This is a genomic window from Rhodococcus sp. KRD175, assembly GCF_017168275.1.
GTDB classification, from domain to species: Bacteria; Actinomycetota; Actinomycetes; order Mycobacteriales; family Mycobacteriaceae; genus Rhodococcoides; species Rhodococcoides fascians.
The window spans coordinates 43987-65371 of the sequence record NZ_JABFAQ010000008.1; the positions used below are offsets into that span (position 1 = coordinate 43987).

Annotated in this window: 22 protein-coding genes; 6 read left to right on the forward strand and 16 right to left on the reverse strand. The window is 64.3% G+C overall.

Features of this window, described 5'->3' with window-relative positions:
* Positions 1–20: 20 nt before the first annotated feature.
* Positions 21–413, reverse strand: a complete 393-nt coding sequence (locus J1M81_RS14945; RefSeq protein WP_027496209.1) for an OsmC family protein — start codon at positions 411–413, stop codon at positions 21–23.
* A gap of 207 nt (positions 414–620) precedes the next feature.
* On the opposite strand from J1M81_RS14945, the gene J1M81_RS14950 reads away from it, so the two are divergent.
* Complete coding sequence (locus J1M81_RS14950; RefSeq protein ID WP_032366265.1) at positions 621–1574, forward strand: hypothetical protein; 954 nt, start codon at positions 621–623, stop codon at positions 1572–1574.
* A 76-nt stretch (positions 1575–1650) separates the two neighbouring features.
* On the opposite strand, the gene J1M81_RS14955 is transcribed toward J1M81_RS14950, so the two are convergent.
* On the reverse strand, positions 1651–2832 hold the full coding sequence (locus J1M81_RS14955) for a zinc-dependent alcohol dehydrogenase (RefSeq protein WP_032375618.1): 1182 nt from the start codon (positions 2830–2832) through the stop codon (positions 1651–1653).
* A 127-nt stretch (positions 2833–2959) separates the two neighbouring features.
* On the opposite strand from J1M81_RS14955, the gene J1M81_RS14960 reads away from it, so the two are divergent.
* Positions 2960–3958, forward strand: coding sequence for an iron-containing redox enzyme family protein (locus J1M81_RS14960; RefSeq protein WP_048319872.1), 999 nt, complete (start codon positions 2960–2962; stop codon positions 3956–3958).
* On the opposite strand, the gene J1M81_RS14965 is transcribed toward J1M81_RS14960, so the two are convergent.
* Positions 3940–4104 (reverse strand): CDGSH iron-sulfur domain-containing protein, encoded by a 165-nt coding sequence (locus J1M81_RS14965; RefSeq protein WP_063216898.1) that lies wholly within the window; start codon positions 4102–4104, stop codon positions 3940–3942. The two genes, J1M81_RS14960 and J1M81_RS14965, sit on opposite strands and share 19 nt — an antisense overlap.
* Positions 4105–4165: 61 nt before the next feature.
* Entirely contained in the window at positions 4166–4852 is a 687-nt protein-coding gene (locus J1M81_RS14970; RefSeq protein WP_094718662.1) for a HemK2/MTQ2 family protein methyltransferase, read from the reverse strand.
* Positions 4853–5054: 202 nt separating this feature from the next.
* Here J1M81_RS14970 and J1M81_RS14975 point away from each other — a divergent pair, with 202 nt between their 5' ends.
* Together J1M81_RS14975 and J1M81_RS14980 are read left to right on the forward strand one after the other, a co-directional pair.
* Positions 5055–5522, forward strand: a complete 468-nt coding sequence (locus J1M81_RS14975; protein WP_032375617.1) for a hypothetical protein — start codon at positions 5055–5057, stop codon at positions 5520–5522.
* 8 nt (positions 5523–5530) lie between these two features.
* Positions 5531–6712, forward strand: a complete 1182-nt coding sequence (locus tag J1M81_RS14980; RefSeq protein ID WP_032375643.1) for an NAD(P)/FAD-dependent oxidoreductase — start codon at positions 5531–5533, stop codon at positions 6710–6712.
* Positions 6713–6737: 25 nt separating this feature from the next.
* Here the strand turns inward: J1M81_RS14980 and glsA are convergent, their stop codons facing one another.
* On the reverse strand, positions 6738–7946 hold the full coding sequence (gene glsA, locus J1M81_RS14985) for a glutaminase A (protein ID WP_032375616.1): 1209 nt from the start codon (positions 7944–7946) through the stop codon (positions 6738–6740).
* A gap of 281 nt (positions 7947–8227) precedes the next feature.
* Here glsA and J1M81_RS14990 point away from each other — a divergent pair, with 281 nt between their 5' ends.
* Entirely contained in the window at positions 8228–9052 is an 825-nt protein-coding gene (locus J1M81_RS14990) for a fumarylacetoacetate hydrolase family protein (protein WP_206498274.1), read from the forward strand.
* Positions 9053–9055: 3 nt separating this feature from the next.
* Here J1M81_RS14990 and J1M81_RS14995 read toward each other — a convergent pair whose 3' ends face one another.
* The 11 genes from J1M81_RS14995 to J1M81_RS15045 form a co-directional block, all read right to left on the reverse strand.
* Complete coding sequence (locus J1M81_RS14995; RefSeq protein ID WP_155288482.1) at positions 9056–9199, reverse strand: hypothetical protein; 144 nt, start codon at positions 9197–9199, stop codon at positions 9056–9058.
* A gap of 165 nt (positions 9200–9364) precedes the next feature.
* Positions 9365–11560: a catalase/peroxidase HPI gene (gene katG / locus J1M81_RS15000; protein WP_197077504.1), complete on the reverse strand. Its 2196-nt coding sequence runs from the start codon at positions 11558–11560 to the stop codon at positions 9365–9367.
* 75 nt (positions 11561–11635) lie between these two features.
* Positions 11636–12115 carry a Fur family transcriptional regulator gene (locus J1M81_RS15005; protein ID WP_032366272.1) on the reverse strand — a complete coding sequence of 160 codons (480 nt, stop codon included), beginning with the start codon at positions 12113–12115 and terminating at the stop codon, positions 11636–11638.
* Between the two features lie 128 nt (positions 12116–12243).
* Positions 12244–12513: a metal-sensitive transcriptional regulator gene (locus J1M81_RS15010; RefSeq protein WP_032366273.1), complete on the reverse strand. Its 270-nt coding sequence runs from the start codon at positions 12511–12513 to the stop codon at positions 12244–12246.
* A gap of 52 nt (positions 12514–12565) precedes the next feature.
* Positions 12566–12985 carry a DUF302 domain-containing protein gene (locus tag J1M81_RS15015; protein ID WP_032383505.1) on the reverse strand — a complete coding sequence of 140 codons (420 nt, stop codon included), beginning with the start codon at positions 12983–12985 and terminating at the stop codon, positions 12566–12568.
* A 42-nt stretch (positions 12986–13027) separates the two neighbouring features.
* Positions 13028–15181 carry an MMPL family transporter gene (locus J1M81_RS15020; RefSeq protein WP_045842008.1) on the reverse strand — a complete coding sequence of 718 codons (2154 nt, stop codon included), beginning with the start codon at positions 15179–15181 and terminating at the stop codon, positions 13028–13030.
* 164 nt (positions 15182–15345) lie between these two features.
* A complete protein-coding gene (locus J1M81_RS15025) occupies positions 15346–15810 on the reverse strand; it encodes a MarR family transcriptional regulator (RefSeq protein WP_206498275.1) in 465 nt (154 codons plus the stop codon).
* A 14-nt stretch (positions 15811–15824) separates the two neighbouring features.
* Positions 15825–17621, reverse strand: coding sequence for an acetyl/propionyl/methylcrotonyl-CoA carboxylase subunit alpha (locus J1M81_RS15030; RefSeq protein WP_206498276.1), 1797 nt, complete (start codon positions 17619–17621; stop codon positions 15825–15827).
* A 14-nt stretch (positions 17622–17635) separates the two neighbouring features.
* Positions 17636–17890 carry an acyl-CoA carboxylase epsilon subunit gene (locus J1M81_RS15035; RefSeq protein WP_052061692.1) on the reverse strand — a complete coding sequence of 85 codons (255 nt, stop codon included), beginning with the start codon at positions 17888–17890 and terminating at the stop codon, positions 17636–17638.
* Positions 17887–19497: an acyl-CoA carboxylase subunit beta gene (locus J1M81_RS15040; RefSeq protein WP_045842009.1), complete on the reverse strand. Its 1611-nt coding sequence runs from the start codon at positions 19495–19497 to the stop codon at positions 17887–17889. Before J1M81_RS15040 ends, J1M81_RS15035 begins: the two co-directional genes overlap by 4 nt.
* Before the next feature lie 43 nt (positions 19498–19540).
* The gene (locus tag J1M81_RS15045; protein ID WP_027496195.1) at positions 19541–20683 is read right to left on the reverse strand and encodes an acyl-CoA dehydrogenase family protein; all 1143 of its coding nucleotides are present in this window, start codon (positions 20681–20683) and stop codon (positions 19541–19543) included.
* A 93-nt stretch (positions 20684–20776) separates the two neighbouring features.
* Here J1M81_RS15045 and J1M81_RS15050 point away from each other — a divergent pair, with 93 nt between their 5' ends.
* Positions 20777–21358, forward strand: a complete 582-nt coding sequence (locus J1M81_RS15050; protein WP_230074079.1) for a TetR/AcrR family transcriptional regulator — start codon at positions 20777–20779, stop codon at positions 21356–21358.
* The last annotated feature ends 27 nt before the right edge of the window (positions 21359–21385 follow it).

The window sequence follows — 21385 nt, forward strand, 5'->3', positions numbered from 1 at the left end:
TCCGCCGATCGATCGAGCGGTTATTCAAGGGTGACGTCCACGGCGTCGATCACTTTGAGGAACGGGCAGATCGACGTGGCCTGCGCGAGTACGGCCTCCGGGTTGTCGGTGCCCGGTAGCGACACCGACAGTGCGAATTTCGCGTCGTAACCGGATGCGTCGGAATCGGTCAGCACGACGGTGCCCTTGACCGCGAGTTCGTCGACACTGCCGCCGACGGTCCCCAGTGCGATTCGCAGTGACTCCACCAAGCAACTCGACAGCGCTGCGGCCATCAACTGCTCGGGGTTGGTGGCCTCGCCCGGGCCACCGAGTTCGGCCGGTTCTCGCACACTCAACGACAGCACTCCGTCGTCGGAGGTCACGCCGGTCGCAGTTGCAGAGACGGTTGCTGTGTACAGCTCGGTAGTCATCGGTGTCGGATGTCCATTCCGCTGCCGATCGAAACCGTCGAATCCCGCCGACACGAGTAGCGGTTCGGACGTGTCGCTGTTCACACCTGCGGTACAGCCGTTTGGCAAAACTTACCGACGGGTAACACCCGAACAGGGCCGAGCATCACGCTGTGACCCACAGGCATCGGCCGGATCCATGTACCCACCCACCGAAAGGGGAGCACCATGAGCACATCGACTTTGATCGCTCAGTTGCGGATTGCACTGCAGCTGACACACACCGAAATTCAGGTTGCGGAAACCCGCGTCGTGCAGGCGCGCACCGAAGCGGTTCGTCGGGAACTGACGCAGAACGCCGCCAACGGACGTGACCGCGCCGCCGCTATCGAGGAAGCACTGCGCAACCTCGGTGGCCTGCCCGAGGTAGTGGCACCGTTCATCGGACGCACCTTCGCAGCGGTGAAGGCAGTCGCCGAGCAGGCGCAGCCGTTCGACGAGGCACTGCTAGGCGATCTCGCCCTCGAGCAGCAACTGTTGGGTCGAGCGAAGTACATCAAGGCTCTGGCAACAGCAGCCGAGGAACCGTCCGTCGTGGCACTGGCCGGCCGCTTGGCCACCGCGCACGCCGCGACGGTCGAATGGCTCGAGACCGTCCTCGCCGAAGACGCCCTGGGTGGACCCGCCGCACTGCGCCGGACGCCTTTCCAGGCAGCTGCCGGCACCGCAGTCAAGATCGTCAACGCACCGGCCAACTGGTCGGCTCGCGGTCTCGACCGTGCATTGGACGCCGCTCGCGCCACCCCGGACCGACTGAGCGCTCTGCTCGGCCGCGGTGCACACGCAGGCGACGTCGCCGTCAGAACGTTGACCGCCAGCCGCGATGCCGCACTCGAAGCCGCCGAAGATGTCACCCGTAGCGAGGGTGTCGATTCTGTCGCCGACGCCATTCACACCGCGCGGTCCGCCGGTGGAACTCTCGGTGCCGACGAACTTCCCGTAGCGGACTACGACGACCTCAACGTCTCGGACGCGGTGGCCGCCATCAAGGAACTGACCACACCCGCCGACGTACGCACTGTCGTGGCGTACGAAGAGGCACACAAGAACCGCCACGGAGTCGTGTCCGCAGGACAGACTCGCCTGGCAGCAATCGCCAAGGACGTCATCTCCGTCGACTGACGACGATCGATCGATCCTTCTGCGAATACCGATGCGGCCCGTGAAGTTCCGGGCCGCATCGCTGTATTCGAAAGGTTCAGGGCTTCAACAGAACCTTGATCGCACCGTCCTGCTTCTTCTGGAAGATGTCGTACGCATGCGGCGCTTCTTCGAGCGGAAGCTCGTGAGTAGCGAACGAATCGACGCCCAACGGATCGTCGTCGCCGAGAAGCGGCATGATGTCGTCGACCCATCGCTTGACGTTCGCCTGGCCCATCCGCAGCTGAATTTGTTTGTCGAACAAGGTCATCAACGGTAGCGGATCGGCCATACCTCCGTACACACCGATGATCGAGATGGTTCCGCCGCGTCGAACGATGTCGATTGCCGAGTACAGCGCACCCAGCCGGTCCACGCCGGCCTTCTGCATCATCGGCGCGGCCACGGCGTCGGGCAGCATTCCGACGATCTGCTGGGCCAGCTTGCCGACCGGTGAGCCGTGCGCCTCCATTCCGACGGCATCGATCACCGCGTCCGTTCCTCGGCCGTCGGTCATGTCTCGAATGACGTCGCCGACGCCCCCGCTGTGTTCGGCCAGATTCACCGTTTCGATTCCCCGTGCCGCAGCTCGCGCCAGGCGCTCGGGTACGAGGTCGACAGCAATGACCCGAGCACCCTTGTGCTGGGCGATGCGGGCGGCCATGTCTCCGATGGGACCGAGTCCGAGCACCGTCACCGACCCGCCTGCAGGTATCGACGCGTACTCCACCGACTGCCACGCGGTAGGCAATACGTCGGAGAGGTAGACGTATCGCGAATCGGGTCCGGCCTCGGAGACCTTGATGTGCGTGAACTGCGCCTGCGGAACACGGAGGTACTCCGCTTGCCCACCGGGCACTTGGCCGTACAGCTTGGAGAAGCCGAACAACGCGGCACCCATGCCCTGCTCACGAACCTGGGTGGTCTCGCACTGGGTGTACAGACTCGAATTGCACATGTAGCAATGTCCACACGAAATCTGGAACGGGATGACCACACGGTCTCCGACGGCGAGATCGCCTGTCTCCGAACCGACTTCCTCCACGATGCCCATGGGCTCGTGACCCAGAATATCGCCCTGGTCCATGAAGGCACCGAGCGTCTCGTACAGGTGTAGGTCCGATCCGCAGATATTGGTGGTCGTGATCTTCACAATTGCGTCCGTCGGCGCTTCGATGCGGGGATCGGGCACCGAATCGACGCTGACGTTCCTCTTGCCCTGCCATGTCACTGCGCGCATGGAGGCTCCTCTCTGTTACTCGACCCCGAAACTCGGAATCGCACGAAGCGGATTACCTGCTTCGTATGCGTGCAAACGCATCGGACCCACACGATTGACCGTGACCGGCAGCGGGTAGGCGTGAACAATGAGTGTTGTGACCCCTTCCATCGCCCCCACCCTCGTGTCGCCTCGGTTGCCGGTGCCGTGTGGTCCACTCTCGGACGCCGTGATCCGGTATCTCTCCACCGGCGGCGGTGCCGCACTGCCCAGCGCGTCGGATGCCGATCCGACGTCGCGTGACATGCAACTGGCGTTGCTCGTCAGCTACGAACTGCACTACCGCGGGTTCGAGGGCGTGGACGACGAACTGGAGTGGGATCCAGCACTGCTGCAGTTCAGAGCAGCACTCGAATCCGCGTTTCTGAACTACGTGCGCTCGAATGTCGAACCCGGCGACGACGTCGTCGCCGAAATGAAGCGACTGTCGGTCGAGGCGTCGTCCGGTACCGGCCCGTCGTGGTTCCTGCGGGACGAAGGATCGTGGGAGCAGATGCGCGAGTACTTCGTACATCGGTCCATCTACCACCTCAAGGAAGCGGATCCCCATGCGTGGGCGATCCCGAGGCTGGTCGGCCAGGTCAAGGCCTCGTATGTCGCCGTCGAATTCGACGAGTACGGCGGTGGCAGGGGTGAGCGTGTCCACCAGCATCTGTGGGCCGAATCCATGACGGCAGCAGACCTCGATGCGTCCTACCTCGGGTACGTGGACCGCGTCCCCGCCCAGACACTCGCGTGGGTCAACCTCATGTCGTTGTTCGGATTGCACCGCAGCCGGCGAGGTGCCACCGTGGGCCATTTCGCCGCCACGGAGATCACGTCCTCGCCGGGTTCACAGCGGTTCGTGCAGGGCCTTCGCAGGTTGTCTGCGCCGGCGGCATGCATCGCGTTCTACGCGGAGCACGTCGAGGCCGACGCCGTCCACGAGCAGGTCCTGCGCCACGACGTGGTGGAGAACCTGATCGGACAGGAACCACACATCGAAGCCGACATCGTATTCGGCATGCGCGCACTGGATTTCGTCGAGAACGAGCTCGCGGACCACGTGATGCAGCGGTGGTCCGCCGGTCAGTCGTCGCTGGACTGACTCGCTCGTCGCTTCGCGCGATGGCTCGTGTCGCACAGCGGGTACGTCTTGCTGCGCTTGCACGTGCACAGCGCGACGACGAAACGATCCGAGGTGACGACGGAGCCGTCGTCGAGTTCGATCTCGACCGGCCCGTCGATCAGCATCGGTCCGCCCCGGACCAGTCTCACCCGAGTGCGCGCAGGTGCAGCGTCACCACCCGTCGACTCATCGCTTGTCGCCACGCAACACCACCAATTCTTCCGTTCTGCGGCCTGATTCGAGCACGCCCTTGGCCTCGAGCCACTCGGCACGAGCCGTCATGACGGGCCCGAAGTCGATTGTGCGGCACGCCGCCTCCGATGCACCGAAACCGTGAGTATTCAGCATCTCCCGTGTTCGCTGCGGACCCGAGAATTCCGAGTGGACCACCAGCAGCACACCGCCGGGTGCCAGCAGTTCCGCGCCTCGCGTGCACAGAGGGTCGAGCACCACTCGCCCGTCCTCACCCGCATCCCAGGCGCGGTGCAAACCCATGCCGGTGGGCGCGGTCTCCGACGGAACGTACGGAGGGTTGCACAGCAGAATGTCGAACGGCTCCAGCTCGGTCGCCTCCGAGAACGACCCCAGCCGCACATCCACATCGACTCCGACCGACCGGGCATTGCGCTGCGCACAGGCAACCGCACGCGGAGAGATGTCGAAGGCCACCACCTCGCGGGCACCGAGCAGTGCTGCGGTGATGGCCACTGCGCCGCTACCGGTACACATGTCGAGTACACGGGCTCCGGGCACGAGCCCAGAATCTGCGGCGACGTCGCACAGCAGAAGTGAATCCTCCTGAGGCTCGTACACTCCGGGATCGGCGTGCACTCGTGCCAGCGAACGGACGGAATCGAATTCGGCTGTCGTCATGGACATTCCTCCCAGCGTGGATTGTCGGATTCGTATTCCCGCGTCCAAGCCCCGCAAACCGGTTGTTCGGAACAGGCTTACCGACACGCACTTCGGGGTAGTGCTAGGACGTGTGTGGTTGAGGAGCAGCCCGCAGTCTCGGCAGTCGACTGCCGCACTCCCCCTGCACGGGTTCAGGAGTTCGGCTCCAGAGGAGTTGTCCATGATCGTCGTTCCGTCCATTCGAACTCCGCTCGCCGGTGTGGTTCCATCGCTCTCCACCGCCGACGACCGTGCCTCGAGTACCCGTTCCTCGCTCCCGGAGGCCGAGATGACGGTGTCGGTCGACGAGAGCGCAGGCGCCGACATCGAGGTGCGCATTGCCGGCACCATCACCGACGTGGACGTTCCGGTGCTGGCAGAGACGTTGGGGGAAGCCGCCGAGCGCGGCCGGGCTCTGATTCTCGATCTGTCTCGCGTCACGTTCGTCGCGGCGGGGGTTCGCTCCGTGCTCGACGCCACCGCTATTCGCCAGGGTCGCTGGCAGCAGAAACTCTCCGTTGTGCTTCCCGACGGCGCAGACCCGAGCGGCGTCTCGGACCGCGTGTTCGTCTACCGCACGCTCGCCGAAGCCCGCACCGAAACCGATGCCCGCACCGACGTCACAGCGCAGGCGGCCGATTCACGGTGAGCCGCACCATGTACGACGTGCTGATCATCGGTGGAGGCAATGCCGGGATCAGCGCGGCCGCACGACTGCTGAAGAAGGGCGTGTCCGACGTCGCCGTGATCGAGCCCAAGCAGGTGCACACGTACAAGCCCCTGTTGTCGTACGTCGGTGCCGGTCAGGCACCGCTGACCGAGGCCGAACGGACCCAACGCTCGGTGACCCCCGAGGGCTGTGTGTGGCTCGAAGATTCGGTCGTGTCGGTGGATCCGACAGAACGCTCGGTTCGCTGCGCGTCGGGAATGGAGTACGGCTACCGCGATCTCGTACTGGGGCAAGGCCTGATCGCCGACGAAGCCGCTCTGCCGGGTGTGCATGCGGCGCTTCGTTTTCCCGATGTCGCCAGCAACTACCTCGACCGGGCCGAGCGCACATGGCGGCTGGTCCGTGACCTGCCTGCACACAGTCGCGCCGTGTTCACCGTGCCGCGTCCGCCCGTCGGGTGTACCGGGACCACTGTCAAGCCGCTGTTCCTCGCGGCCGCCCACTGGAAGCGCACAGGACGACTACCGACCGTCGACATCACGTTGGTCGTAGATCGTGAGAGTCTGCTCGGTGTCCCTGACCTGGACCCCCGGCTCGCCGGCCACCTCCGAGACCTGGGTGTGCGCGTCCTGATGGATACGGCGGTCACGGCGCTCGAGCCCGAGAGCAAGCGCATCACCGTCACCGATCACGCCGGGGTCGACGAGCGTATCGACTACGACATGCTGCACCTGGTCCCGCCGTATCGCGGACCATTGTGGGTACAGGAGTCCGGTCTGGCAGGAGAGCAGCAGCACGGTGTCGTCGACATCGACTCCCGCACGATGCGGCACCGACGCCACCCCGAGGTGTGGGCTGCAGGCGACGGTGCAGCGATCGACACCGACTCGTCGGGTGGCGCTCTACGCAAACAGATTTCGGTTCTCGTCGACAATCTCGTCGCATCCAGGAGCGGCGGAGCGATGTCGAGTTACGACGGGTACACCGTCGCACCCATCGCTGTCGAAGCACACACTCTGATCGCTGCCGAGTTCGACCGCACCGGTGCACTGGCGTCGTCGCTACCCTCGTTTCTCGATCCCCTGAAACCCAGACGGTCCGCGTGGGCGTTCGACCGATACGGCCTACCGCAGTCCTACTGGCACATGATTCTCGCCGGGAGACTGTGACACCGACCGTCTGGTTCGAGGTGTGTCAGCTGTCGCGGGAGGCGTTCATCAGCCCGTCGGGATCCTCGACGACGACGCGGTAGCCGTCGTCTTCCAGTCCGCTCACAGCCTCTCGAAGGAGGCGCTGTGCAGCGCCGTCGACGGCGCGCACTTCGGTGAAATCGACGACTATCTCCTCGCAGTCCGGGACGCCGGCCGCAAGACGGGCGACGACGGATTCCGCACCGGCGAACCTCAGCTCGCCCTGCAGTTCGACGGTCGTGACGCCGTCGGATTCGTTCAGCGTGCGAATGGCGGATTCGCCGCTGGGAGGGACGTGCATCATGTGCAGACCGAGGTCGCGTGACAACCTCTCGAACACCGCAACCCCGCGGACGCTGTTTCCGTGCTCGTTCAACCGGGGCGAGATCACGGCAACACCCACCTGACCGGGGAGCACGCCCATGATGGCTCCCGCGACTCCACTCTTGGCCGGAATGCCCACTGTCGCAATCCAACTGCCGCTGCCGTCGTACATCCCACAGGTTGCCATGACAGCGAGAACGTGACGGTTGACCGCGGGGTCGACGACCTGTCGGCCGGTGGCCGGATCGGTTCCGCCGTTCGCCATCACCGAGGCGATCACGGCCAGATCGTTGCACGTCACCGTCACCGCGCACTGGCGCGCATACCCGTCGACGACGACCGCGGGTTCCGCACCGAGGTGGCCGACCGACTTCAGCAGGTGCGCGATCGCGGTATTTCGATCGTCGGATTCCAGTTCGGCCTCGTACACCGATCGATCGATGTGGAGTTCACGGCCGGCCATGGCTCCGAGCAGCTCGATGAGCCGCCCCGCTCGTTCTTCGCCGTCACTTCCCGCGATCATCGAATGTACCGCCAGCGCACCGGCATTGATCAGAGAGTTGCGAGGTCGACCGGTCCGCGCCTCCAACGAGATCTCGTTGAACGAATCCCCCGACGGTTCGACGTCGACGGCCTCGAGCACCGCTGCGAGCCCGTTGTCCTCGATGGCCAGCGCATAGGCCACCGCTTTGGCGATCGACTGGATGGAGAATTCGGTGTCGGTATCGCCCGCCCCGTAGTGCGACCCACCGACGGTGGCGAGCGCAACCGCGAACGTGTCGGGATCGGCCGCCGCCAATTCCGGGTTGCCGCTCGACATTTCCCCATCGTCGAGGTGTCGGCACTCCGTCAGGACGGACTGAAGATACTCGGGCACCGGTGATCTCATCACCCCACGCTAACCGTCGGGTCTTGACACGCCGACCGTGGCACCGTTTACACTCCGGGTTCCTCAACCGTTGTGGAGCATCGCTCCGCACAGATCGGACGCGCCCGTGCGACTGCGACGCTTGACCCCCACCGATTCCGCCGACCGCCTTGCCGTCCACGTGCCCGACACGACCACGTGGATCGATCTCGAGGCTGCGGTCTCGACTCTGGGTGCCCCCGAGATCCTGCGCCCGCTCACCGGGTCCATGCTTCGGTTCCTCGATGCAGGTGAACCCGCACGTGAAGCCGCAACGACGGTGGCGCGGCGGGCGGCCGACGAGGGCGTCGCGACGATGGACCCGACCGGCACCGACCCTTCCGGTCGTTCCGGCGTCACTGCGCTGCTTCCTGGGTTGGGACGAGCACTGGGATCTGGCCGCGCACAACCTCGTTCGGCGAAATCTACCGCGTGCCGTCCCGTTCATCCGTGGATTCGAGATGCTGACGCGTCGAACTTTCCCGGCCTTGCGTCCCGGTCCGGGGTTCGACGACCATCCGATCTACTACACCGGTAACCACCTGACCGTCGTAGCCGACGGGGCCGATGTCGAGTGGCCGTCGTACAGCCGAGTTCTCGATTTCGAGCTCGAATTCGGTGCCGTCGTCACCCGACCGATCCGAGATGCGTCAGAGCGGGAGGCCGAGGCTTCGATAGGCGGTTACGTCGTCTTCGACGACATCAGCGCGCGGGACACACAGTGGGAGGAGCAGCGCCGGACGCCCTTCGGCCCGGTCGTCAAGACCAAGACGTTCGCCAGTTCGATGGGCGCAGACGTCGTCACCCCCGATGAGGTTGCGGCGCATGTAGATTCGCTGGCCGCGGCCGTCCGGGTCAACGGCGAGCTCTGGTCGACCACCAGCACTGCCGGGATGCGCTATTCCATGGGTGAATCTCTGGCGTTTGCGAGTCGCGGCGAGAGCATTTACCCCGGCGAGCTCCTGACGTCGGGCACCCTGCCTCGCGGTTGTGGGCTCGAACTCGACCGGTGGATCGCTCCGGGCGACCGAGTCGAACTCGATATCGAACGGATCGGCTCCGTCACCAACACCATCGGTGCTCGCTGAGTCCTATCGGATTCCGCGCTCGGTGTCCGACTTGTCGGTCGACGCGTCCTGGAACATCTCGAGGAACGACCCGAAACCGGATGCACTCTGACGTGTTTCGTCTCTGTTGTTGTCCGCAGAGCCTGCGGATACGTCCTGTTGTGTCATGCAACCAGCATGACAATCGGACATTGCGACAAATCCAGGCGCAAAGTCACGAATCGGCATCGAAAGATAACAGCCCGGTAACGACGAACTCGAAGCTGTGGATGGATCCAGCTCGTATTCCATCCACAACTTCGAGTTCGGGTGGCGCATCAGCGCCGGTGAGTACTAGGCGAGCTCGAAGCGATCGAGCATCATGACCTTGTCCCAGGCTGCGACGAAGTCCCGGACGAACTTCTCCTTGGCGTCATCGCAAGCGTAAACCTCTGCGAGAGCCCGCAATTCGGAGTTCGAGCCGAAGACCAGATCGTTACGTGTTCCGGTCCACTTCTTCTCGCCGGTAGCGGCGTCCTTGGCCTCGTAGATGCCGTCCTCCGCGGTGGGAACCCATTCGGTGCCCATGTCGAGGAGGTTGACGAAGAAGTCGTTGGTGAGCGTGCCGACCTTGTCGGTGAGGACGCCGTGCGTCGACCCCTTGTAGTTCGCGCCGAGTACACGCAGACCGCCGACCAGCACGGTCATTTCCGGTGCACTGAGCGAGAGCAAGTTGGCCCGATCGACCAGGTTGAACTCGGCGGGCAGCTTCTGGCCCTTGCCCAGGAAGTTGCGGAAGCCGTCCACCTTGGGCTCGAGATCGGAGAACGAGTCGACGTCCGTCTTCTCCTGCGTCGCATCCATGCGGCCCGGGGTGAACGGGACCGTGATGTCGACGCCTGCGTTCTTGGCGGCCTGCTCGACGGCTGCGACACCGCCGAGGACGACGAGGTCCGCGAACGACACCGTTCCGGAGAACGACTGCTGAATGCCTTCGAGAACGCGGATGACCTGTGCGATCTCGTCGGGCTCGTTGACCTCCCAGCCGGCCTGCGGCTGCAGGCGCAGACGGCCACCGTTGGCACCGCCGCGCTTGTCGCTGACGCGGAACGACGATGCCGCCGCCCACGCAGCCGAGATCAGCTGATCCTGGCTCAGTTCGGAACCGAGGATGGCCTGCTTGAGCTCGGCGATCTGGGCGTCACCGATCAGCTCGTGATCGACGGCCGGAATCGGGTCCTGCCAAAGCAGGGGCTCCGCCGGAACCTCGGGGCCGAGGTAACGCGAGACCGGTCCCATGTCGCGGTGGGTGAGCTTGAACCACGCCTTCTGGAACTCTTCTGCGAGCTCCTCGGGATGATCGAGCCAACGACGGGTGATCTGCTCGTAGATCGGATCGACGCGCATCGCGATGTCTGAGGTCAGCATCGACGGGTGGCGACGCTTGGACGGATCCGCCGGGTCGGGAACGAGATCCGCGCCTTCTCCGTTCTTCGGACGCCACTGGTGTGCGCCGCCCGGGCTCTTGTAGAGCTCCCACTCGAAGCCGTAGAGGGTCTCGAGGAACGAGTTGTCCCACTGGGTCGGCGTCGGGGTCCAGATGACCTCGAGTCCGCTGGTGATCGCGTCGGCGCCCGAGCCGGTGCCGAAGCTGTTCTTCCAGCCCAGGCCCATCTGCTCGATGGGCGCGCCCTCGGGCTCCGGTCCGATGTGGGCATCGGGGTCGGCTGCGCCGTGGGTCTTGCCGAAGGTGTGTCCACCGACCGCGAGTGCCGCAGTCTCGATGTCGTTCATGGCCATGCGGCCGAAGGTCTCGCGGATGTCCAGTGCGGACTGCACGGGATCCGGGTTACCGTTGGGGCCTTCGGGATTGACGTAGATCAAGCCCATCTGCACTGCGGCCAGCGGGTTCTCGAGGCTCGTGCGGTCACCGTGGTAGCGCTCGTCGCCCAACCAGGTCTGCTCGGGGCCCCAGTAGACGTCCTCGTCCGGCTCCCAGGCGTCGACGCGTCCGCCGGCGTAGCCGTAGGTCGGCAGGCCCATGGACTCGATGGCGACGTTGCCGGTGAGCACGATGAGGTCGGCCCAGGACAGTTTGCGGCCGTACTTCTGCTTGACCGGCCAGATGAGACGGCGGGCCTTGTCCAGGCTCGCGTTGTCGGGCCAGCTGTTGAGGGGAGCGAATCGCTGCATGCCGGCTCCGGCACCGCCGCGACCGTCCTGCTTGCGGTAGGTTCCGGCCGCGTGCCACGCCATGCGGATGAAGAACGGACCGTAGTGCCCGAAGTCCGCAGGCCACCACGGCTGCGAGTTCGTCATCACGGCTTCGATGTCACGCTTGACCTCGGCGAGATCGAGAGAATTGAACTCGGCGGCGTAGTCGTAATCCGCACCCATCGGATCGCCCACGGCCGGGTTCTTCTTGAGGATCTTGAGATTGAGCGCCTTGGGCCACCACTCGCGGTTGCCGCCGCCTTCGACAGGCGTGGGCATCGCGTCGTGCATGACCGGACACTTGCCACCGCTCTCCTGCGGCTGATCCTCGTTCATCTCTTTTTCGCGTGTTACGTGATCTTCAGACACGTGCTTCCTTCCAAGGTGTGACGATCGGGCTGTGATCGGTGGTCACGAACTCTGCTGTGTTCGAGACCGGGGAGGGAACTGAACGGGAACTGCCGGCTGCTCGCGAGCAGCCGAACACTGTGCGCAGAAGCCCCAGTAGATGACCTCTGCCTCGTCGATCGTGAAACCGACGGAGTCCGATGCGGTGAGACACGGCGTCTCGCCCACCGCGCAATCCACGTCTGCGATCACGCCGCAGTTGCGGCACACAGCGTGGTGATGGTTGTCCCCGACCCGAGATTCGTATCGTGCGGGAGATCCCGCGGGCTCGATGCGACGCACCAGGCGCGCAGCGGTCAGGGCATTGAGAACGTCGTACACCGTCTGGCGTGATACCTCGGGGAGCACCGATCGGACGAGTCCGAGAATCGTGTCGGTGTCCGCATGCGGATTGGTTTCGACGACCTCGAGCACGGTGACCCGCGGACGGGTCACGCGCAAATCGGCGGTGCGTAATTGCTCCGCATAGGGTGAGATCGGCATCACAGCGTCAGTATCCTCCGGTTTTCTGGACCAAGTCAAGTATGCAGTCGAATCCGCTGCTTGTCGACTGCAACTCGGTATCGACGGCAACCCGACACATGCCGTTCGTCCGGAGTTCGGCCGGCGGCTCAGGCCAGAGCCAGAAACAACTTTTCGAGCTCGGCCTCGGTCATCGGTTCCCTACCGTCAGCAGCATCCCCCGTCATGCACTCCCGTAGGCCGGTTGCCACGATCTTGAACCCGGCACGGTCGAGCGCCCGCGACACGGCAGCGAGCTGGGTGACGACGTCCTTGCAATCACGACCGTTCTCGATCATCCCGATGACACCCGCAAGTTGGCCGTGCGCACGCTTGAGCCGGTTGAGTACCAGTGCAATGCTGTCTTCGTCGCCGATCATGTCGATTCCTTCGATGGTGGTAGCAGTGAACCCCAGGGTACCCCCGGGGGCATCATTGCGGCGCGGTACCGGTACCGCCGAGGGCCGCGATTGCCGCCTGCAGTTTCGCCGTGGCCTCGGCGGCGACCGCACCCAACCGCGGCTCACCGGTGACCTCGACCATGATGGCCGGGTTCATGGCCTCGACGACGACGGACCGCGCCGCCGCCGGGTTCTCACGCACGACCACATTGCACGGCAACAGCAGACCGATCTGTTTCATCACCCCCACTGCGCGGTGAGCCAGTCCCGGGTTGCACGCGCCCAGGATCACGTAGCGCTCCATGTCCTCGTCGAGCTTGGCCTTCAACGTGGCCTGCATGTCGATTTCGGTGAGAACTCCGAATCCCTGCTCCGACAACGCCTTTCTCGTGCTCTCGATCGCGTCGGCGAAATCGGTGTCGGTCAGTGTGGTGGACAGTGCGATGTTCATGATGTCTCCTCGAAAATTGTTGTGTCAGTGTGAGCTGTTGTGTCAGTGAGAAAAACGGATGGAGGGCAGGACAGCACGTAACCATGCCGGCGACCACCACGCGCCGTGTCCGGTCAGCCGTAGCAGGACCGGAAGCAGGACGAGTCGAACCAGGAACGCGTCGAGCAGTACCGCAACACCCAGGATGATGCCCATCTCTTTCGGGGGCAACGGATCCGACAGTGCGAATGTGAAGAACACTGCCACCATCACCGCTGCTGCGGCAAAGATGACTCGTCCCGAGTGGGCCAACCCGTCCACCTGGGCAACCTTGGAATCACCGGAGCGCTCGTAATGCTCCTTGGCGGTAGCCAGGAGGAACACCGTGTAGTCCATGGCGATGGCGAAGATCATCGCGAAGAAGAACACCGGACCCCAACCGTCGAGAAATCCCTGCGGCGTGAAGCCCAGCAACGAGAATCCGTGTCCGTCCTGGAAGATCAGCTTGGCGACGCCGAACGCCGCCGCGGTGGACAGCAGGCTCACCGCGGTACCGAGCAACGCGATGAGCGGAGCCTGAAGCGCCACCAGCAGCAGCACGAATCCGAGAACCAGGATGATCCCGACGACTATCGGCAGGTAGTCGTTCAAAGCCTGCTGCAGGTCCAGGTTCTCTGCCGGTGCTCCGCCGACGAGTGCCGAATCGGGCAATGTCGATCGCAGCTCGGCGAGAATGGAGCCCATCGCTTCGTCGGACGGATCCACCGACGGAATTGCCTGCAGCAGTGCATATCCCGAATCGTCAGCCGCACTCTGCGGCGGCGTCACCATCGAGATCCCGTCGACCCGCGCAGCGACGGTTGCGGTCTCGGCAGCATCCACTTCGGGAACCACGATCTGCAGCGAACCCGGTGCGCCCGGTCCGAACCGGTCCTGAACGAGCTCGTAACCCTGCCGCACGGGGGCATCCTCGGGCACCACTGCTATCGACGGCATTGCCACCTTCAGCCCGAGCACCGGCAGGGCGAGCGCAATCAGAATCCCCACCGACACGACCGCGAACGGCCACGGGTGCTTGTGCAGCAACTCCCCCCATGCCGCGAACCTTGGGGATCGATGCACTTGACGCTTGGCGTACGGCAACGAAGCGGCGTTGACCTTGGGTCCGAGCGCACCCAATGCCGCAGGCAGCAGAGTCATCGTTGCCAGCAACACGAAGGCGACAGCCAACATGATCCCGACGGCCATCGTGCGCACCGCCGGCGCGGGGACCAGCAGCACTGCGGACAGACTCACCAGCACCGTCAGCCCGGACAACACGACGGCCTTACCTGCGGTGTCCATGGTGGCGGCGACGGCAGCCCGAGGGTCGGTGTTCCGCAGCGCGTCGCGGAATCGAGCGACGATGAACAGGGCGTAGTCGATTCCCAGCGCGAGGGCGAACATCATTGCAAAGTTCATGGCCCACACCGAGATCGGCGTGACACCGTTGAGCAGAACCAGACCACCAGCGGAGGCAACGAGCCCCGCGACGGTGAGCAGCAGCGGCAAACCGGCCGCGACGAGGGAACCGAAGGCAAGCACCATGATCGCCAAGGTGACCGGCCACGAGAACAGTTCGGCTTGGATCATGGCGTCGTGGTTCGCCTTGTTGAAGTCCGACCACAGGGCCGACGAACCGGTGGGATACACCTCGATTCCGTCGGTCGAGAGCGCAGTCAACCGCTCCTTCACATCGTCGACGGCCTTCACCATCTCGTCGGTCGTGCCGTTCGCCCCGGCGATGACGATGCCGGTGCGGCCGTCCGGGCTGATCGTCATATTCGGTTGCGGCGCAACGACGTCTCCGAATCGGGAGTCACCGGAGAACACCTCGGTCACGTCGTCGATCACTGCCCGAACAGCGGGGTCCGTGATGGATGCTGCGTCGGAGTGAACGACCACCTGCACCGCTGCGGACGAATTGCCACCGAAATGCTGCTGGGCCAGTTCTCGAACCTGTACGGATTCGGATCCGTTCGCCTGCCACCCGGCTCCCGCCAGATCGGTGAAGACCGAGGGCGCGAACGAACCGAGGCCGATCAGCGCGATGAGCCATACGCCGAACACCCAACGACGGTGGGTCACCATCGACGCACCCGCACGGCCGAGTAGTCCTGGCCCTCTCGCGGTCAGGTCGTCAGGTGGGCGAAGAATTTCGGCATCGCGCAGCGACATGGTTCTCCTATACGGGTGGGGGTATCGGTCGAGGCGGATGAAACCCCGAGCGATCGAACGTGCTCACCATTGCACATACCCAAGGGGGTATGCAAGTACCCCTGGGGGTATCACCCCAGGGGTACTTGCATCACCGTCGGCGGATCACAACCAGGACGTGTCGGTCAGCCCCGCCTGTTCCACTGCTTCTCGATGCCGCGCAGCACTTCGAGTGTTTGCTCGGAATCTGCATCGACCGCCATCCGCGACCGAGCCCGTTCGAGCGCACGTTCGGCACGTGTCACCGCGCGATACCCCGAGTCGGTGGCGTCGACCAAGTACTGCTGTCGATTTCGCGGATTGACACTGCGCACCAACAGGCCCGCGTCGACGAGACTGGCAGTTGTCGCAGTGATGCTGGTTCGGTGTCGCACCAATTCACGTGAGAGCGCGCTGTACGACAACGGCCCTCTCCGACAAATCAATTCGAGTACCTCGTACCGTGCCCAGCTCAGTCCCTGGGCATCGAGCGCCTCCGCCAACCGCACCCGGGCGGCCGAGGCCATCCGCAATACCGTGGACACGATCTCGAACTCGGTGGAATGCGCCGGAGAGGTGTCGCCGTCGAACGATTCAGCGAGGGCAGTCATCGAAAGGTACTCCCCTACTTGATTTCTGCGAGGACGGTGCCTTGGGTGATGGCGTCGCCTGCGGTGACGCTCAGGCCGGTGATGGTGCCTGCTTTGTGGGCGGTGACGGGGTTTTCCATTTTCATCGCTTCCAGGACAGCGACGAGGTCCCCGGCGGCGACTTCCTGGCCTTCGTCGACGGCGACTTTGACCACGGTGCCCTGCATGGGTGCGGTGACCGAGTCACCGGAGGCTGCGCCGGCTCCGGCACCGCCACGGGTGCGGGCCTTGGGCTTGCGCCGCACCGCACCGGCATTTCCGCCGCTGCCACCGCCGAGGGTGAGTTCGCCCGGCAGGGAGACCTCGACGCGTCGGCCCCCGACCTCGACGATGACGGACTGCCGCGGCAGGGCCTCGTCGTCGTCGATCGGTTGCCCGGCTGTGAACGGGGGAACCTGGTTGTCCCATTCGGTTTCGATCCACCGGGTGTGCACCGAGAAGGAGTCGCCGTCGCCGATGAACGCGGGATCGGAGACCACCGCAGCGTGGAACGGGATCACCGTCGCCAAGCCTTCGACGGTGAATTCGGCCAACGCCCGGCGGGAGCGGGCGAGGGCTTCCTCGCGGGTGGCTCCGGTGACGATGAGTTTGGCGAGCATCGAATCGAACTGGCCGCCGATCACCGAGCCGGATTCGACACCGGAATCGACGCGGACTCCCGGGCCGGAGGGGGCGGTGAAGGTGGTGACCGGTCCGGGGGCGGGCAGGAACCCGCGTCCGGCGTCTTCGCCGTTGATCCGGAACTCGAACGAATGCCCCCGCGGTTCGGGATCTTCGGTGATCGTCAGTTCTTCGCCGTTGGCGATGCGGAACTGCTGCAGCACCAGGTCGATGCCGGAGGTTTCCTCGGTGACGGGGTGCTCGACCTGCAGCCGGGTGTTCACTTCCAGGAAGCTGACGAGGCCGTCTTGGCCGACGAGGTATTCGACGGTCCCGGCGCCGTAGTAGCCGGCTTCGAGGCAGATGGCTTTGGCGCTGGAGTGGATTTCTTTGCGTTGGGCGTCGGTGAGGAACGGGGCGGGTGCTTCTTCGACGAGTTTCTGGAAGCGGCGTTGCAGGGAGCAGTCGCGGGTGCCGGCGACGATGACGTTGCCGTGTTGGTCGGCGATGACCTGGGCTTCGACGTGGCGTGGTTTGTCGAGGTAGCGTTCGACGAAGCATTCCCCGCGCCCGAATGCGGCGACGGCTTCGCGGGTGGCGGAGTCGAACAGTTCGGGGATTTCCTCGCGGGTGCGGGCGACTTTCATGCCGCGTCCGCCGCCACCGAAGGCGGCTTTGATGGCGATGGGGAGGCCGTGTTCGTCGACGAACGCCAAAATCTCGTCGGCATCTACGACCGGTTCGGAGGTGCCGGGGACCGAGGGGGCTTTGGCGCGGGCGGCGATGTGGCGGGCGGTGACCTTGTCGCCGAGATCGCGGATGGACTGCGGGGACGGTCCGATCCAGATCAGTCCTGCATCGATGACAGCTTGGGCGAAGTCGGCGTTCTCGGAGAGGAATCCGTAGCCGGGGTGGATGGCGTCGGCTCCGGATTTGGCGGCCGCGTCCAAGATTTTGTCGATGACCAGGTACGACTCCGCGGAGGTTTGTCCGCCGAGTGCGAATGCTTCGTCGGCCAGGCGGACGAACGGGGCGTCGGCGTCGGGTTCGGCGTACACAGCGACACTGGCCAGCCCGGCATCAGCGGCCGCCCGGATCACCCGAACCGCGATCTCACCACGATTGGCAACAAGAACCTTGGAAATCTTCTTATGGGAGGTAGAGGTGGTCATCTGTGCGAAGTCCTTCACTGGCCGAATCGGGCATTGACGAAAAGAGCTGGGGCACTGGCGAGTCCGTAACGATGCATATCTTCCGGTCGACCCCACAGATCTATCGGGGCCGGCACGTCCTCGGCCACCGACGACTGCGCGGCAGTCAGAACCGCAACGACAGCAGCGATCTCGGAGTCCGTCGGACTTCCGCGAAACGACCAACTGGCGGACGCGGCAGCATGATTCGCTTCGCCGCTCACTGCGTCAAGATTCGCTTCATCGCTCATAGTGGGATGTTTCCGTGTTTCTTCGGGGGCAGGGTCACTTGTTTGCGTTCGAGCAGCCGCAACGCGGTCACGATCTGCCCGCGGGTGTGACTGGGCGGGATGACCGCATCGAGATATCCACGTTCGGCAGCGACGTACGGGTTGACCAGCGTGTCCTCGTACTGCTGCTGCAACGTCAGCCGCAACGCATCGACGTCCTCACCGTTCTTCGCGGCCTCGAGCAACTGCTTGCGGTAGACGAACCCGACCGCACCCGAGGCCCCCATCACCGCGATCTGCGCCGTCGGCCACGCCAAATTGACGTCGGCACCCATGTGCTTGGAGCCCATCACGTCGTACGCCCCGCCATAGGCTTTACGGGTGATGACGGTGATCTTCCCGACCGTCGCCTCCCCGTAGGCATACAACAACTTCGCCCCACGCCGGATGATGCCGTTGTATTCCTGGCCCGTCCCGGGCAGGAACCCCGGCACATCGACCAACGTGATGATCGGAACGTTGAAACAATCACAGGTGCGGACGAACCGGGCTGCTTTCTCCGAGGCATCGATATCCAACGTGCCGGCGAACTGGGTGGGCTGATTGGCCACGATCCCCACCGACCGGCCGTCGATCCGCCCGAACCCGACGATGATGTTGCGGGCCCGACCCTCCTGGACTTCGAGGAATTCGTCGTCGTCGAGGATCCGGCGGATCACCTCGTGCATGTCGTACGGAGTGTTCGGCGAATCCGGAATCAGAGTGTCGAGTTCGAGGTCCTCCGCCGTCAACGAATCCTCGATCGCCCCGACGATCGGATCCGACGCCACCGTCCGCGGGGCATCGGCCCGATTGTTCGACGGCAAATACGACAGGAGGTCGCGGACGTAGTCGAGGGCGTCCTGCTCCCCGGACGCGACGTAGTGCGCGACACCGGACTTCTCCATGTGGGTGTGCGCGCCACCGAGCTCTTCCATCGTCACGTTCTCCCCGGTGACGGTCTTGATGACATCGGGGCCGGTGACGAACATCTGACTGGTGCCATCGACCATGACCACGAAATCGGTCAACGCTGGGGAGTAGACGTGCCCACCGGCGGCGGGGCCCATGATCACCGAGATCTGCGGGATCACCCCGGATGCGCGGACGTTGCGGTGGAAGATCTCCCCGTACAACCCGAGGGAGACCACCCCTTCCTGGATGCGGGCCCCGGCGCCTTCGTTGATGCCCACCAACGGCCGCCCGGTCTTGATCGCCAGGTCCATCACCTTGACGATCTTCTCGCCGTAGATCTCCCCCAAACTGCCGCCGAAGACGGTCGCGTCCTGGGAGAACACGCACACATCACGGCCATCGACCGTGCCGTAGCCGGTGACGACACCGTCACCGAAGGGGCGATTGTCCCCCAACCCGAAATTCTGTGATCGGTGCCGCGCCAACGCATCGAGTTCGACGAACGAGCCCTCGTCGAGCAGAGCGGTAATCCGCTCACGCGCGGTCAACTTGCCCTTCGCGTGGACCCGCTCCACCGCCGCCTCACCCGACGGCATCTCCGCAGCCCCCAGACGTTTACGAAGATCGGCCAATTTACCCGCAGTGGTATGGATATCGGGTTCGGTTGTCGTCATTCAGATGTCCCCTACGTGTGTGTGGAAAGCAAGGTGCGGATGGTCAGTTGGTCGCGAGTGATCGGGCGATGACGAGACGCTGAATCTGGTTGGTGCCCTCGAAGATCTGCGTGATCTTGGCGTCGCGCATGTAGCGCTCGACGCGGAAGTCTCTGGTGTAGCCGTACCCGCCGAACACCTGCACGGCGTCGGTCGTCACCTTCATGGCCGCATCGGTAGCGATCAGCTTGGCCACAGAAGCGTTGCGGGAGTAAGGAAGTCCGGCGTCCCGACGGCGAGCCGCGTCGAGATAGGTCGCGCGTGCGGAGTCGACTGCGGCGGCCATGTCCGCCAGCACGAACCCCAGACCCTGATGGTCGATGATCTTCTTGCCGAACGCAGTGCGTTCCTGCGCGTACTTCACGGCATCGTCGAGTGCAGCCTGGGCGATTCCGACTGCGACAGCGGCGATTCCGAGCCTTCCGGCGTCCAGCGCACTGAAGGCGATCTGCAGTCCTTGGCCTTCCGCTCCGATGCGCCATTCGGTGGGAACGTGCACGTTGTCGTAGTGCGCCGACGTGGTCGGGATCGCATGCAACCCCATCTTCTCCTCGGGCTTGCCGAAACTGAGGCCTTCGGTCCCGTCGGGAACTAGAAAACACGAGATCCCTTTGGAGCCTTCGCCGGTGCGGGCGAACAGGTTGTAGAAATCGGCAACACCGCCGTGGGTGATCCATGCTTTGGACCCGTTGACCGTGTACCCACCGTCGGCCGCGCTCGCCTTGCAACTCAGGGCCGCTGCGTCGGAACCGGCCTGCGCCTCGGACAGCGAATAGGCACCGATCTGCGACCCGCCGAGCATGTCGGGAAGCTTCTCGGCCTTCTGCTGATCGGTACCGAACGCCATCACGGGATAGCAGGCCAAACCGTGCACGCTCACCGCGACTGCAACGGCCGCCCATCGTGATGCCAATTCCTCGAGTACTTGGAGGTACACCTCGTACGGCTGACCTCCGCCGCCCCATTCCTCCGCGTACGGCAGGCTCAACAGTCCGGCTTCGCCGAGAGTGGCGAACACTCCCGTCGGATAGGTCTCGTTGCGCTCGTGTTCGTCGACGATCGGGTCGAGCACCTTGTCTGCCACATCGCGGGTCAGCGCGAGAAGGTCGCGCGCTTCGGCGGTGGGCAACAGACGAGCGACGGGCACTAGAACCTCCGGGATGTTCGGCATCAGTACTGAAGAATGATCCGCAGTACTGATGCACAGTACTGCACAAGGCGATGCAGTACCATCCTGGATGTGAACGCACCCGTGACCTCGCATGCCACGGCTCGCCGTTCGGAATTGTTCGACCAACTCGTCAGCCTGTTCCTGGCCGAGGGGTTCGCTCACCTGACGCTCGACACCATCGCGGCTCGCCTCCGCTGCTCCAAATCCACCTTGTACACGTTGGCGTCGAGCAAGGATCAGCTGGTGGGCGGCGCAACCGTGCACTACTTCAAGTCCATGACCACCCAGGTCGAGAATGCGGTCGCCGAGGTCGACGGAACCCGCAACCGCATCACCACGTATCTCACCGCAGTCGGTGCCGCTCTGGAATCTGCGTCCGAGCAATTCATGACCGATCTCGCGTCGCTCGAATCGGCCCGTTCGGTGTACGAACGCAACACCGCAATCGCGGCACGACGGGTCCAGGAGCTGATCAGCGAGGGTGTGGCCAGTGGCGAGGTACGCGACGTCCATGCGGCATTCGTCGGTGACGTCGCATCCTCGGTCATGGTGCGCATCCAGACGCGCGAGGTGTTCCGCCTGACCGGCCTGAGTGACGGCGACGCCTACCTCGAACTGGCGAAGTTGTTGACGGCGGGTATCGGGGCGTAGTGCCGGCACCGGGGAATGAATCGACCC

Excerpts from the sequence above, each read along its gene's own strand:
- J1M81_RS14970 (WP_094718662.1), bottom strand. The coding sequence starts at position 4,852 with ATGACGACAGCCGAATTCGATTCCGTCCGTTCGCTGGCACGAGTGCAC.
- J1M81_RS15010 (WP_032366273.1), bottom strand. The coding sequence starts at position 12,513 with ATGATCGGCGACGAAGACAGCATTGCACTGGTACTCAACCGGCTCAAG.
- glsA (WP_032375616.1), bottom strand. The coding sequence starts at position 7,946 with ATGAGATCACCGGTGCCCGAGTATCTTCAGTCCGTCCTGACGGAGTGC.
- J1M81_RS14975 (WP_032375617.1), top strand. The coding sequence starts at position 5,055 with ATGATCGTCGTTCCGTCCATTCGAACTCCGCTCGCCGGTGTGGTTCCA.
- J1M81_RS15030 (WP_206498276.1), bottom strand. The coding sequence starts at position 17,621 with ATGACCACCTCTACCTCCCATAAGAAGATTTCCAAGGTTCTTGTTGCC.
- J1M81_RS14945 (WP_027496209.1), bottom strand. The coding sequence starts at position 413 with ATGACTACCGAGCTGTACACAGCAACCGTCTCTGCAACTGCGACCGGC.
- katG (WP_197077504.1), bottom strand. The coding sequence starts at position 11,560 with ATGAACGAGGATCAGCCGCAGGAGAGCGGTGGCAAGTGTCCGGTCATG.
- J1M81_RS15035 (WP_052061692.1), bottom strand. The coding sequence starts at position 17,890 with ATGAGCGATGAAGCGAATCTTGACGCAGTGAGCGGCGAAGCGAATCAT.
- J1M81_RS14955 (WP_032375618.1), bottom strand. The coding sequence starts at position 2,832 with ATGCGCGCAGTGACATGGCAGGGCAAGAGGAACGTCAGCGTCGATTCG.
- J1M81_RS15005 (WP_032366272.1), bottom strand. The coding sequence starts at position 12,115 with ATGCCGATCTCACCCTATGCGGAGCAATTACGCACCGCCGATTTGCGC.
- J1M81_RS15015 (WP_032383505.1), bottom strand. The coding sequence starts at position 12,985 with ATGAACATCGCACTGTCCACCACACTGACCGACACCGATTTCGCCGAC.
- J1M81_RS14965 (WP_063216898.1), bottom strand. The coding sequence starts at position 4,104 with ATGCTGATCGACGGGCCGGTCGAGATCGAACTCGACGACGGCTCCGTC.
- J1M81_RS14950 (WP_032366265.1), top strand. The coding sequence starts at position 621 with ATGAGCACATCGACTTTGATCGCTCAGTTGCGGATTGCACTGCAGCTG.
- J1M81_RS15020 (WP_045842008.1), bottom strand. The coding sequence starts at position 15,181 with ATGTCGCTGCGCGATGCCGAAATTCTTCGCCCACCTGACGACCTGACC.
- J1M81_RS14960 (WP_048319872.1), top strand. The coding sequence starts at position 2,960 with ATGAGTGTTGTGACCCCTTCCATCGCCCCCACCCTCGTGTCGCCTCGG.
- J1M81_RS15040 (WP_045842009.1), bottom strand. The coding sequence starts at position 19,497 with ATGACGACAACCGAACCCGATATCCATACCACTGCGGGTAAATTGGCC.
- J1M81_RS15025 (WP_206498275.1), bottom strand. The coding sequence starts at position 15,810 with ATGACTGCCCTCGCTGAATCGTTCGACGGCGACACCTCTCCGGCGCAT.
- J1M81_RS14995 (WP_155288482.1), bottom strand. The coding sequence starts at position 9,199 with ATGACACAACAGGACGTATCCGCAGGCTCTGCGGACAACAACAGAGAC.
- J1M81_RS14980 (WP_032375643.1), top strand. The coding sequence starts at position 5,531 with ATGTACGACGTGCTGATCATCGGTGGAGGCAATGCCGGGATCAGCGCG.